This window comes from Roseburia porci, assembly GCF_009695765.1.
GTDB lineage: Bacteria > Bacillota > Clostridia > Lachnospirales > Lachnospiraceae > Roseburia > Roseburia porci.
The window spans coordinates 1-13784 of sequence record NZ_VUNI01000023.1 but is presented as its reverse complement, the minus strand read 5'-3'; the positions used below and the strand labels follow the sequence as shown (position 1 = coordinate 13784).

General features: G+C 34.9%; 14 protein-coding genes. All 14 read right to left on the bottom strand.

Going from position 1 to position 13784, the window contains the following annotated elements; all coding sequences use genetic code 11:
* Positions 1-113: 113 nt before the first annotated feature.
* Complete coding sequence (locus FYJ75_RS11735) at positions 114-518, bottom strand: (deoxy)nucleoside triphosphate pyrophosphohydrolase (RefSeq protein ID WP_154430633.1); 405 nt, start codon at positions 516-518, stop codon at positions 114-116.
* Between the two features lie 11 nt (positions 519-529).
* Positions 530-3514, bottom strand: a complete 2985-nt coding sequence (locus tag FYJ75_RS11730) for a DUF3427 domain-containing protein (protein ID WP_154430632.1) — start codon at positions 3512-3514, stop codon at positions 530-532.
* Between the two features lie 29 nt (positions 3515-3543).
* Entirely contained in the window at positions 3544-3852 is a 309-nt protein-coding gene (locus tag FYJ75_RS11725; protein WP_154430631.1) for a nucleoside triphosphate pyrophosphohydrolase, read from the bottom strand.
* 9 nt (positions 3853-3861) lie between these two features.
* The gene (locus FYJ75_RS14360; RefSeq protein ID WP_235907095.1) at positions 3862-5046 is read right to left on the bottom strand and encodes an HNH endonuclease domain-containing protein; all 1185 of its coding nucleotides are present in this window, start codon (positions 5044-5046) and stop codon (positions 3862-3864) included.
* 157 nt (positions 5047-5203) lie between these two features.
* A complete protein-coding gene (locus FYJ75_RS11715) occupies positions 5204-5563 on the bottom strand; it encodes an HIRAN domain-containing protein (protein WP_154430630.1) in 360 nt (119 codons plus the stop codon).
* 47 nt (positions 5564-5610) lie between these two features.
* A complete protein-coding gene (locus FYJ75_RS11710; RefSeq protein ID WP_154430629.1) occupies positions 5611-6057 on the bottom strand; it encodes a hypothetical protein in 447 nt (148 codons plus the stop codon).
* A gap of 167 nt (positions 6058-6224) precedes the next feature.
* Entirely contained in the window at positions 6225-7175 is a 951-nt protein-coding gene (locus tag FYJ75_RS11705; protein WP_154430628.1) for a hypothetical protein, read from the bottom strand.
* Between the two features lie 140 nt (positions 7176-7315).
* Positions 7316-8335: a helix-turn-helix transcriptional regulator gene (locus FYJ75_RS11700; RefSeq protein WP_154430627.1), complete on the bottom strand. Its 1020-nt coding sequence runs from the start codon at positions 8333-8335 to the stop codon at positions 7316-7318.
* 94 nt (positions 8336-8429) lie between these two features.
* Positions 8430-9563, bottom strand: a complete 1134-nt coding sequence (locus tag FYJ75_RS11695) for a Fic family protein (RefSeq protein WP_154430626.1) — start codon at positions 9561-9563, stop codon at positions 8430-8432.
* A gap of 303 nt (positions 9564-9866) precedes the next feature.
* On the bottom strand, positions 9867-10685 hold the full coding sequence (locus FYJ75_RS11690) for a leucine-rich repeat domain-containing protein (RefSeq protein WP_195839005.1): 819 nt from the start codon (positions 10683-10685) through the stop codon (positions 9867-9869).
* Between the two features lie 146 nt (positions 10686-10831).
* Positions 10832-11353 (bottom strand): helix-turn-helix domain-containing protein, encoded by a 522-nt coding sequence (locus FYJ75_RS11685; protein ID WP_154430624.1) that lies wholly within the window; start codon positions 11351-11353, stop codon positions 10832-10834.
* A 30-nt stretch (positions 11354-11383) separates the two neighbouring features.
* Positions 11384-11902: a hypothetical protein gene (locus FYJ75_RS11680; protein ID WP_154430623.1), complete on the bottom strand. Its 519-nt coding sequence runs from the start codon at positions 11900-11902 to the stop codon at positions 11384-11386.
* Positions 11903-11912: 10 nt separating this feature from the next.
* A complete protein-coding gene (locus FYJ75_RS11675) occupies positions 11913-13067 on the bottom strand; it encodes an AAA family ATPase (protein ID WP_154430622.1) in 1155 nt (384 codons plus the stop codon).
* A gap of 353 nt (positions 13068-13420) precedes the next feature.
* Complete coding sequence (locus FYJ75_RS11670) at positions 13421-13612, bottom strand: hypothetical protein (RefSeq protein WP_154430621.1); 192 nt, start codon at positions 13610-13612, stop codon at positions 13421-13423.
* Positions 13613-13784: the final 172 nt, after the last annotated feature.

Here is a 13784-nt window from a genome sequence, read left to right as displayed (position 1 = left end):
GTCCAAAATAAGTCAAGAACATTTAAAATGTTGCTCGAATGAGGTCTATGTATTTCAGATCTTATATTGGATACCGTTTGTTTTAACTTCTAATTCGATGGATCAAAAGTCATTTATTGCATTTTTTCTCTAATCTTCCCAATTAATGTAATATCTGCTGGCAACCATTCAACATCCCTTAACTGATTCTTAGTCAACCATCTAGCAGCTTCATGCTCTTTCAGCACAAGATCACCACTTATAATTTTGCACCAAAAGCAGTCCATCGAAAGGTGAAATTCTGGATAATCATATTCAATCGTATCAATCAGTGCTCCGACGGATATCTCGGTGTCAAGTTCCTCCATAATTTCTCGCTTTAATGCTTCCTGTGGAGTTTCACCAGCTTCGATTTTACCACCTGGGAATTCCCAACCTCCTTTGAATTCGCCATATCCACGCTGCGTTGCAAAAATAATTGGTTCTCCATTTTCATTAACAGCTTTTATAACGGCTGCAACTACTCTTATTGTCTTCATATATCCTCCAATTAAGAATTCACAATGTACTCGTAAATGTCTTCACGGACTGGAACATCTAGTATCCACTCTATTTCCACCGCTGTTTTGGCGGTGTTGGCCATTGTAAATTCTTTCGTATTTCCACTTGCCGTCATATGTCCAAGATAGTAGAACTCTTTTGAAACTTTATCATCTTTGTTCTTTCTCACAAAGAGTTCCACTCGGATTCCACGTTCCTTTGCTTTCAAGAAATTCTGTACATCCTCTGACTGCAGACTCCTTCCGGACTTTGAAATTGCGATCAAGCGATCTCTAAATCCTGGTACAAAATGATCTTCATACTTTGTGGTATCACTAATATCCTCTGACTTATCATAATTAATGAATACAGGAAATGTTTTTGTCTTTTTATCAAACTTGTATCCACCAATATTCAATGGGACTTCATTTTGTTCCCAGTTCAAAAGCCGGCAAACATCTTCATATGTATACTTCTGATATAAAACCAGATCTGTCTGATCATAAGTATTCTTATAATCTCTTTCATATCGACTAATCCCAAACTCAACAAGTTCCTGGAGAACATCATAAAATTCATTATCTGACATCATCTGCATAAAAGATTTCGTTGGTTTATAATCAGTTCCCTCTTCTTCAATAAATACACACTGGGAATATGTCTTCTTACTTGCTCCAGCAGGGAATTCATTTGTCATAACATTTACAATGTTTTCCTTTTGATCCTGACTAATATTTTTTCCATACTCTTTCATGTCCTCAGATAATCCAGCAAATAAGCCAGTTTGGGATAATCCATGAGCATATGCAAGCATTCTCTTCAGCATTTTAAGTTCCTGAATACGTTTACCACTTGCTAATTTCTTTGAAACAAATTCAATTACTTTTTCTTCGTCCTCAGATAACCGCACCTTATACTCTTTCTCATATTTTACTAAAAATTTGTAATACGATCCAAGACTATTGTTATCAAAAATTCTAAGGACATCCATTTCGCCATAATCATCAAAATCACGTAATCTTGGGATTCGCCCAAGCTTATTCTTTAGATTTGTATAGTTTTCTCTGATAAGTTTAATATCACTGAAGTTCGCATTATCAACAGATGCAAAAATTTTCTTTCTACTAATCTCATCAAAATGAACTGTGGAAGCCCCAGGAATAATCCTTCCACCTTCCATGATATATCTACGAATGTTGTCTTTATTGTAGGTTCTATCTCCAGATAAAGCAATTGGGATCATAAAGTTATTATTGTAATTCCCAATAAAATCAAGAATTACTACATACTCTTTTCCATTTGCTTTTCTAAGACCTCGTCCAAGCTGCTGGATAAATACAATTGGTGATTGTGTTGGTCTTAGCATAATAACCTGGTTAACCTCAACAATATCAACACCTTCGTTTAAAATTTCAACTGAGAAAATGTAATCCAATGGTTGCGTATCAGCAGTCGCATCTTCTTCATTCATAGCAAGTCTTTCAAATGCATTCTGTCTTTCTTGCTCCGAAGCACCACCATTGAGAGCAATTGTTCTGAATCTCTGACCGGTGGATGGATTAATCATCTGATTAAATTTTGCAGACAACTGTTCCGTTTCTTTAATATTGCTGCAAAAGATCAATCCTTTCACCTTGTCACCGCTATACCCATAATAATCAGCCTGATTGATAATATGTTTTACCCGCTCATCACTAGTAAGCATTGAGAAATCGCGACCGATCTCTTCATTATCACCAATAATAGATAAATCTGTAATTCCAAAATAGTGGAAGGGACATAATAGATTCTCTTCCATTGCCTGCTGCAATCGAATCTCATAAGCAATCTGATAATTAAAGAGTTCATAGACATTTCTGCCTTCTATATTATCATCTCGTTTGTCTGGAGTGGCAGTCATTCCAAGCCAAAGTTTTGGTGTAAAATGCTTCATTACTTTCTGATATGTATCAGCAGGAACATGATGTGCTTCATCCAAAATAATGCATTCAAATGCATTCCTGTCATATTGAAGCAAATGCTCATCACGGTTCAATGTCTGAACCGTTGCAAATACATAATCTGCATTATATTCGCGATATCCAGCGCCCACTAATCCCATAGAAACAGACTTACCAAAAACTTTTTCATATGATCTTTTGGTCTGCCTTGCTAACTGCCCACGATGTACAAGAAACAAAACTCTCTTAAATCCTAATTCTCGCATAGCAAAAGCAGATGCATATGTTTTTCCTGTACCTGTAGCTGAAATAAGTAACGCACGCTCTTGTCCTGATTCAATAATTTTCTTAAGATTAGTAATAAATCCAACTTGCATGCTGTTTGGTTGTAACTTATATTTTTCAATTGAAGGTATTATATCCTGTTTTGCAATTTTACGCTGTTTTTTTATTATCTCATATTTTTCTTTATAAGTTTCATAAAATTGATCATACAACAGTGCATATGGTGATTCCCATAAATCTTTATATTCAGCAACTATTTCTTGTGCAATCTCACCTTGCTCTGTAGATACAACTTTCGTATTCCACTCACGATTTGAGGTTAGAGCAGATTTTGTCATATTTGAGCTTCCAATAATAATTCGATATACTTCTTCTTTTTTAAAGATATATCCTTTCGTATGAAAATTTTCCTTGGCTGCTTCGACATCATACATTTTAAGTGTTATATTCTTTAATTCATTTAATTTTTCAAGTGCTTTGGGCTGACTGAAATAAAGATAATTCGTTGTTAGAATTTCTCCTGGAATATTTCTTTTTTCTAGTTCTTTTAATGTTAAGAGCAATGGTTCTATTCCACCAAGTGTTATAAAAGCGACACTAATTTGAAACTGATCGCATGCTAAGAGCTCATCCTCTATGGATGAAAGTACCTTTTTCCCTTCTTTATAATTATTCGATATAAATTGTGGTTTATATGCAAGATTAGATGCTACATTACCATCAACAAATGCAGTTTCAAACCCCACTCGCATTTCATCAATATTGCTCATTATCGTTCTCCATTTTCCACAAATATTCCTTACTCTACGCTCTCCAAAAATATCTTCTCCACAAATCCACCTCTTTCACTAGCCTTCTTCGCTCTCATTACTTCCAATTCTTCTAACGAATATCCTCTTGCCACACAGATAGCCTGTAACACTTCAAGAATATCTGCCATCTCTTCCAGATTCTTATCCTGCTGGTACTCAGCAACTTCTTCATTCAGCTTTACTTCAAGTGCAGCGATATATTCTTCATTTGATAAGATACGTGTTTTGCAAGTTTTCCCATCTGCCTCAATAATCTCTGGAATTTTATCTCGAACTAATTTGTTATATACTTTCATCTAATCCCCCTATGCAAGATTCCAGATTTCATATCCTTGTCTTCTTGCTGAATCGTATACCGGCCTCATATTTTTGTTTAAAATGACATGGAACTCTTCTCTTGAATTCCCTTTTCGATAAAGTTCCTGATTAGCCCATATTGAATGTAAATTATCTCTGTAGCACGCTTCATATAACTTGTGAATTCCAGGCTTGTCATACAGTAATTCATATAAAGTGAACTGGTTATCTGCAAATCTGTCAAAAAATAAATCCCATTGTGGAAGCTTATTGCTTTTCTTTGAATTCAAAGACGAATCCATTGGCATAAGATTCCAAAGTTCATCATTCATCACAAATGACCATGGTATAAAATGATCTAAATCATATTTCTCCGTATCGATCAGCTCATCTTTAAACACATCAACTATCGGCACCACATTAAGCACCGCATTCCACAGTTTTCTTGCATTTGTAAGTTTACGCATTTTCTCATCCGCAGGAGCAAGTTTATATACTAATCCAGGGACTTCTGGATTATTGTTCTGCAACCACTTAACCTTTTCCAATTGAATCCAACCGAGAATATTAACCGTATTATCTCGAATCATTTGAATCCAGCTATTATTGAAGGTGATGCCTCTCTTTAAGCCTTTATCATCATTAAATGTATATGGCAATAAAATTTCAGACTGACTCAATCTGTTATAATACGCCATCATTCTTCCGGCACTGCTATTTAAATCAATCTTCTCTGTTCCGCGATTTGCAAATCCCGATAAAGATTTATATGGAACATTCAAAGTAAGTGCCTTTTTATAATCTGTAAGTTCTTTGTCCTCTGAGAATTCATGTAATTTATTAATGATTTCTATATTACCAGCATCATTATCAAGCTGACTTAATTTCTTTAATCTTAGTACTGCCTTTTCAAGGTTATCCTTAATGATTCCTTCTCCATAAATTCCACTCAAGTGAATATGATATTCCAGGACCGGATACCAGGCATTTGAAATCATCTTATTGATTATTTCATCGTATGTAGCTTCTGTTTTATTTTCAGATATCAGCTGCACAATTGCTTCGAGCCAATAAAACTTATAGCAATACGAAGGGGAATTCATCATCTTTGAGAATCCCTCTATATCGAGCGCATTATAGTATTTTTTATCAATTATCAAATCAGCCAATATCTTACCTTCTCCATAAAACAATACTAATAATATTATATTCCTACATGCTAATATTTTAAATCATTTTTATCTTTATTGACCTAAAATAACAAAATCCGCCTGAAAATATCAAATTAAAGCCTTCTATTTGGACTTTCTTGACATTTCCAGGCCGATTTGTTCTGTTGTACTCAAGCGCTTACGTATAAAGTGTGTTATCAGATTTCATATCTTTTTCAATTACAGCAGTTCCTGGTTCCAATCCTGCATCAGTAATTTTGCATACAACTCCACCATCAACAACAAATACAATCTTTCCTTTTGCCTTATTTCCAATCCTGTCATACAGTCTGCCGGCGCTCATTGACTCACCTTTAACGGTAAACGGGCTGTTTGCCACATACCCCACTTTTCCAAGTCCTTTGATTTTTACCTGTATTGCTTCTTTGTCAAACTCGTTGTCCGGCTCCTTGAGCAGCTTCACCTTCATTCCTTTTTCCATAAATTCACTGCCGAAATAATGATTGCAGCCTGCAATTGTAAAAAACAGTTCTTCCATATTCTTTTTCCTCCTTCTTACTCAGTTATCAAATATTTACTTGCAACTTACCAGTCCCCATCGAACTCATCCATTGCATCATCTACACCATCTGCATAATCACTGTCGCTGTCGTATCTGTCATAATCATAATCACCATCCATCTCGATGTCATCGTATCCATCATCATATGAATCATACGAGTTATATTGCTTAGAAGATCCACTTGAACCTGATGTTGTATTCTTAAACTTACTGTTATAAGATGGATCGCTTGATGTATCTGACTTACTGTCCCTGCTATAGTTACCGGATGATGTTCCTGTGTATGGCTTATGAAGATAGCAGTAACTGCTATTCGACGCCTGTTTATTATCGCATCCAGGTTCTATGCATTTCGGCTCACTGGTATCAGAGATCAGCCCTATCATGAAAATCATTCCTATGATTGCAAGCACTATGAAAAATTTTGTTCCATTCTTTTTCCCACCATAATTCCAATCATGTATAGCCATACGATCAACCTCCTATTAATCTGTAAAAAAATAGAGTCATCTAAGAATTTGTTTCTTTCTTAGGATGACTCTATTATGCCAAATTACGAGTCCATAAATCTTCACTCGTACTTTGCATTTTGTCGAATCTTTGTTCTGTTATTTACTGTATTGTGTATTTAAACCTTTTACCATACATACTTCTCTAACATCTCATTTGTTGAGATATTAACTCGTTCATCTTGTTTTTCTGCTTCCGTAAGAGATAATGCAACACTGAGCGGATCTTGTAAAGCCTTATTCTCAAAGTCAATAAAATATCCCAGTTCCAAAACAACGCAACCTATTTCTTCTGCTGGATGCGCTTGTTTCATCTTTTTAATCCCTGATCCGGTTATTTCCTTTTTCGTAATAGCATAAGTTGGATATTTATTATCTGAGAGTAATGAGTATTCACACAATGCACTAATCCCAGCTTTTTTCTCTAACCCGATATCATCTTTAAGTTCATACCTTGCAATAACAGGATTTCTCCAAACTGTTTGCATATCATCCCACAACTTCTTTATGTCTGTCGGAACAGTAATCACTCTTGATTTTCCTTTCATACCAAGAATGTTCACGTTCAAATACTCCATTTCATCAAAACATCTGCTGACTGACATTTTCGTGACGCCTAGTCTTACTGCTGCTTCTGATACAGTTACATTCTCCCATTTTTCATATATTGAGACAAATATGATTCGCTGAGTCAGATAAGAAATCAAATGTACCGGAGCAATTTCTCTCTCATTTTTATTTGAAAGCAAATATCCAATAAATGGCAAATACATCTGCTTTCCTTCAATTACAAATGGAATGCCCTCTTCCACCAACTTTTCCTTTATATAAAAAGTTGTTTTCTCTAAAAAGATAGCACAATTGAGACCTGATGCCTTTTCAATTCTGGCATGATCCTTTCTAAGCATTACCAAACCGACTTCACTCTTAGGTTGAATTGCTATCCAAGGTGAGCCATTGGTTTCGACTTTATAAAAGAAATACCTTCCCCGAAAAGCTAACGGCAACTTATCATTTAAATATTCTGTTTTATTTATATTAACCTTCTGACGTAATGTTTTTTCTAAATAATCTTTCATATACCCATCAATTTTAAAAATGTAACTTTTTTTATGTTACATTTTTAAAATATCATATTTCTATCACAATTTCAATAATAAAACAATCCATTACCGAATTTTACACTTCAAATTATTATCCTGATCTCTTGCTTGTTCTATTATTTACTGTACTGTGCCGTTAAACGGTTGATTTCCCCGCGTACCTCTTCCACAAGATTTTCAGGTCCAATAATTTTGGCGCCATCGCCCAATGCCATGATCCAGTGAATAAAATGCATACTTGCGGCCACCTTCACAACAATCCGGAAATGTTCCTCATCCGCCTTAAGCATTCTTATATCTTTTCCAAACCGGTCGATCATAACTCCAGCCAGACGGTTCTCACACAGAATTTCTACATTCTGTTCCTCTCCGCTAAACATATGAAACATCTTTTTGGCATAAGCTGCCATATCCAGTTCTTTGAATTTATATCTTCCTTCGCGGCTTATATTTTCCACTTTTATGTGAAGCATTTTATCTACACGATAATGTTTGATCATTCCTGCGTCTGAATCATATCCAACCAGATAGTAGTTTTCATCATCCCAGGATAATCCCCAGGGGCTGATCACATACCTTGCGCCATCTTTTTTCAGTTCCGGTTCCTTTTTCACATTCCACTGAAAATACTGGAAGGAGATCTTTGAATTCTGCGCAATGGCATTGTGGATTGCATCGACATTTTCCATAATATCACGGTTCATTGCTTTCACACGCCCGGCAACATATACCTGTCGTTGCAGCATTGCCGCATCCTGTTTACTTGCAAGATGCTCGATTTTCTTAATCAGTTCATTGGATTTTTCCTCGGTAATGAATTTTGCCGATGCTACGGAATCAACAAGAAGCTTTAATTCGGCCAATTCAAAATCCCGATTAATCACCTGGTAGTGATACGTTTTGCCATACTGCGTCTTCCGGATCTTGATTCCAAAGTCGTCGAGCTGTGCTATATCGTCATACAGGCTCTTTCTCTCCGCAGTCACATTGTTTGCGGACAGTTTATGGATGATCTCCTGCAATGTGATATCATGGTTTGCATCTGTGTTTTCTAATAAAATTTTTGCCAGATAAAGGATCTTGAGCTTCTGATTGCTCCTTGCCCCTCGTCTCTGCTTTTGCTCCTGGGTTTCCATTCTGCACCTTCTTCTGCTAACTGCTTCGAAGCGAATTCAGCATCTTAATCATATACTACTTCAAATTTTGTACTTTCACTAAGGTAGGTAGCTTTTATAACAATGTTAAAATTGCAGGACAATAATACGTTGTATTTCTGACCTTTTCGTCTTTCCTCAAAATACCTTTCTCAACAAATTCATCTAACATATTATATAAGGTGCCTTTACTTCCAGGTATTATATCTTGAACTTGTTTAGCCTTAAACATCGGCTTTTTAAATATTTCATCCAAAAGCATAATTGCGTATTTAGAACTCATTTCGGATATGCATAATTCTTTAAAGTCATTATACATACCTAGCATTTTTTTGGCCTTCATAGTATTAATTTCGGCCTGCTCAATCACACCTTCCAAAAAATATTTAATCCATGCTGCATAATCATTATCCTTAGAAACAGCTGATAATTTTTCTAGATACATATTTCTGTCTTTTTCAAAATAAGCACTCATATAAAATGTCGGAACTGGCAACATATCTCTATAATACAGAAACAAAGGTATCAACAGTCTGCCTATTCTTCCATTTCCATCCTTAAATGGATGAATCATCTCAAACTGGCAATGCAATAACGCCGCCTGTACTAGCAGATCCACTTCTTCATGATGAATATATTTTTCTAAATTTGCCATATAATCCAAAGTTAATTCCGGTGGAAGTGGTGTAAAGGTTATCTTATTTGAATTACCAATATAATTCTGTTCGGATTTGAATTCACCTGGGCTTTTCGTCTTACCTCTTACATTATCTAATAAAATTTTATGCATTTCCTTAATCAAACGAACACTTAATGGTAACTTATGCCTTCCTTCTTCTGACTCATCAGATATAGTAGACATTTTATCTAATGCATAAAACAATGCAGTTCTATAATTCATTATTTCTTGCATTTCATCTTTAGATACGGCAACCTCATTTCCTGCATCATAATTAATGAAATCTTCAATCGTTGCATGTGTTCCCTCAAGCTTTGATGAAAGAACAGCCTCTTGCGACATCAATGGCGCAATAAGCAACATCGGATTGATAGTATTAAGCAAAAAACCTCTATATGCCCCCATTGCATTATTCGCTTTTGATATAAGTTTTATTATTTCGCAATCATACAATGCTGCAGAAAGCTCAACTGGTAACTTTTCTGGTATATGTGGTTTTGGCACGTTTTTATAAATCTCCTCAAAATTCATTGCGCATTTCGCCCCTTTTCTTTAGTTTAATTTTTTTCATCATTTTGAACTACCAAATTTGTTAGTCTAATATCTCTATTCTTTTTATACCAAGCGCAATTTAGTCTATTTTCTTTTACTTTTTTAAACTGCTCTTTTTGTTAGTTCAATATACTTTATTTTTTTATACTAATTCTACTACTTAGTTAAAAAAATTGCAATTTTTTAAACCAAAAAAATAGCTCTAACATAAATGTTGGGGTAACGAATTATATTTGATATTCGTTACCCCAACATTTTTAGAGGGTCTTACAAAAATGCTAATTAATCATATACTACTTCAAATTTTGTACTTTCACTAAAGGTCTTGGCATAATACTGATCACTTGCTGAGCCCTGCTTCATATGGATACGTACTTTTGTGCCTTCATTATCGTGAATTATATCATCAGAGAACCATCCACCTTCCGTGTTATCTGCGATGTAGATGTCCACAACATTTTTCGGAATTGCATATTCAAGGATCTTTTTTACTGTATCTGGCAAATGGATTTCTGTCATTTTTTCACAATCTAAAAATGTACCCTGCCGCACGATTTCAATCTGTGTATCCTCTAAATTAATCTTCTCGAGGGATTCTGCATCCGAAAATGCAAAACCTTCCAATTCTTTCACCGAACTCGGCAGCACTACTTCTTTTAACTTGCTGCAGTAGGCGAATTCACGGCTTACCGTTTCTATGCCTTCTGGATATACAACTTTCTCTAAGTTGGAATGTGGATCGGACATATACGACATATCATAATCCGGATCAACGCTTCCTTCAAAATTTAATTCTTTCGCTTTTGACTTTCTTGTTAAAAGTGTGCTTATTACGTTCTTTCCTTTCGGAATGGTAATCGTCTCTTTCTCATTACCTTCGTCTGTAAGACCTATAATCTCACCAGCACTGTTATACTTGAAATCGCCTTTTTCATAATCTTCATTCGTGTCACCTGTAGCCGGTACCTGATCAGCTTTGTCTATAGCTGAATTAATGATATCTTTTTGCAATTCCTCATCTGATTTTTTACTGCCACATCCGGTCATTATTCCCGCGACCATAATCACGCCAATTGCAAGCACCATAAATTTTTTTAACATTTTCTTATCTCCTTTTCGTTTTCGTGTGTGCATCTGACACACTTAATCATTTCACTATGATTATATGGTTCTTTCTTTTTTCATTAAATGAATTTATCGGCGTGTTAATATCCCGGTTTTTTACTTTTTTAGAAAAATAGCATCTCTTATTCTTCTTTTTGGTTATTTTTCTTTCTGTTATACACTTCCATGTCTATAGCGCCATTTGCCAGCATCTGTTCCGACCATAACTGCAGTGTTTCTACTGTTATTGAGATTTTCTCAAGTTCATTTTGTATTTCTATAAAATCTTCTACTTCCTCTTCACCAATACTGCCATCAGCAGTGATCTCAATGAACCGTTCCTGCTTTTTATTCATGGAGTTGAGTGAAGCAAGCATTTCCAGCACGATCTGTGATAAATCTTTTACCTTTACTTCCGGTACATACCGCTGTCCGATCGGACATTCATTCGCACAGTAATAATTACATAAATGTGGTGCTTTATAGCCTTCCGCCATTGCACGCACTTCGTCCGGATGTGGATTTGATCTTTCATTTTCTATCTTTTCTATACGCTCCGGTGTTACTGAGCCTATGATTTCACTTGCTTTTTCTCTTGTCAATCCAAGTTCTTCTCGTTTAATCTGGTATATGTTTTTATTTTCTTTTGTTGATGCTCTTCCCATATTCGTCTCCAAACTGCATTAATATAATTTTTATTTTAACAAGTCAAGCAGTGTATATTCGCCCTTTGGAATCTTAGCTGTTCTGTGATATTCCTTTATTGCTGCCACAAGAATTTTCGAATCTGAAAAATAATCAAGCACAAAATCATAAGTTTTTACATCTGGCATTCTTAGATTTTCCTTGCAAAAATCACTTGGTTTTTTCCCTGACTTTTTAAATTCTTTATACTGATTTTCAGCAAAGATAATCAGCATTTCTATTTCCGGTGCAGTAATTACATTGATAACATCTATTTTATGTTCATATGCTTTTCCAATTTTAAATTTTTCTCTTCTTGAGTCCAATATTCTGATTACCGATATCTTTTCCGCAAATCCTTTTCTCAAATATTTCTGTTCAAATTTCTTACCGTCCCGGCAACGGATCACAGCCTCCTCTAGCATCTCTTCTCTTGAAAACACAAGCAGTTCTGCATCCAAAAGAATATCCATAATAGCACTTTCTGCTGCCCCCTCACATATACACGCTTTATATTTTGCCAACTCCATAACGCACCTCCTATTTCAGAGATGCAACTATACTTTTTTTCAACTGCATATAAGCTTCATACGTAGGTGTCGTTCCTTCCAAGAATCCACTCTGATAAGCATCACTTTTCTTAATATCATTTCTTTTTAAAATGTTAGAAAGATTCTCGGCTGTAATTCCATCCCGATTTCTAATAATAAATATACTGTCGTTACGATCATATTCATCTAAAAGTTCTGGATAATGAGTAGAAAAAATTAACATTCCACCATTTTTATTCAGTTTTCCATCCATGAAGAAACGAATTAAAGTACTTACTATTTCTTTGTTAAAATGGTTTTCAATCTCATCAACAATCAGACATCCTCCATCTTTCAGAACTTCCTGCGCCAGTGTAAACGTAATCATTCCTTTTACTGTTCCTGATGAAAGGTAATTATTCAATTCTATTGCATTGTTCAATACAATCTCTTCTTTTCCTTTAAACTTCAAGTGAATTACCGGTTTCTCATTTTTTTCTTCAAAATATAGATTTTCAATTGTTGGATCCAAGTAAGAAATAACCTCCGCTGAGATGCCTTCTGAAAATGGTAATACATTAATATTAGTAAAAAGTAACATGCTGACTACTTTAATATGTTCACCAGTTTTCTTATTGTATGCAATCATAATACTTACATCATCAGACAAAAAGCTTTCCTGTTCATCTCGAACAATGATTGGTTCTCTCCCATCAAAAGTCAACATAGCTTTACGTGTTGTTACTTCTTCAACTTTCTTTGACCACAATGATTCTGAAACAATTCGATACACCGTTCCTTCTACTTTTGTATTCTTAGATGTAATAACCGTTTCCAACTTGCAAATTTCCTTATTAGTCTCTGAATAAAAATATATATTCAAAACAGCTTTTTCTGTATTTCCTAATATTTCCTTAGTATTAATATGGTTGATTGGTTCGTTATTTATAATTCCTAATGCGAGAAGAAGCACCTTTAAAACAGATGTCTTTCCTGAAGCATTGATTCCTATAAATGCGTTAGACGGATTTAGATATATATTGGAAAACAACGAACACAAATTTATCCTATCTTCCTCTTCAACTCTTTGTTGCGCATAAAAGGGTAAATCCAGCTTTTCTTTAAATAATGGTAAACCTTGTGCTGTTACTCTCAATAATTTCATATGGAACCTCCAGATTAAAAACGGATTTTACGTTTTTATTTTTCTTTTGTTACTATTATATTCATATTTCTAAATTTTATCAACGGTCAATTCGTTTTTATGTACATCGTTTATCCTTCTTTTTCCACTGTAATTGCACCCTTTTTCTTGCCAGTTCCTCCGTTTCTTTAAATTTTGTTGCTTAATCTTCTTTGATGGTTACAATGTATATCAATAGATGAAGTATAAAATTGCCTGCTAAATTCTTCTTTTAAACTTACAATTATTTTTCTACGCCAAAAGGCCCAGAACACCTTTTTCTGAGCCTCTTCATTTTGTAAATCTCGTCCTGTTTTCAATTATATTTAAATCTATTATGTAACATTCAAATTGTCATCAGCAAGTTGAGGCAAATCATCCTCACTACCAATGGCTTTCCCCCCAAGCACTGTTACTGTCACTCCTAAAACCAGTGTTACCCCCACACCAATCATCTTCAGTACTCGCTCATGAAATTTCTGTTGTTGTAAATATAATTCTGTTATCTTTTCAGCTTCCTCAATCATTTTGTCAGAAAAAACTTTTCTTTCTTCTTTTGTTAAGTTTTCTTGCGCTCATTGTCAAGCTAGTTGTCAGTAAAACTTTAACTTTTTGTTGCAATCATTCAGGCTGTCAGATGTTACTTCGCACCTAAGCTAAATGTCAATGACAAGCAGCTTCGCTGATGCAATTCATCCA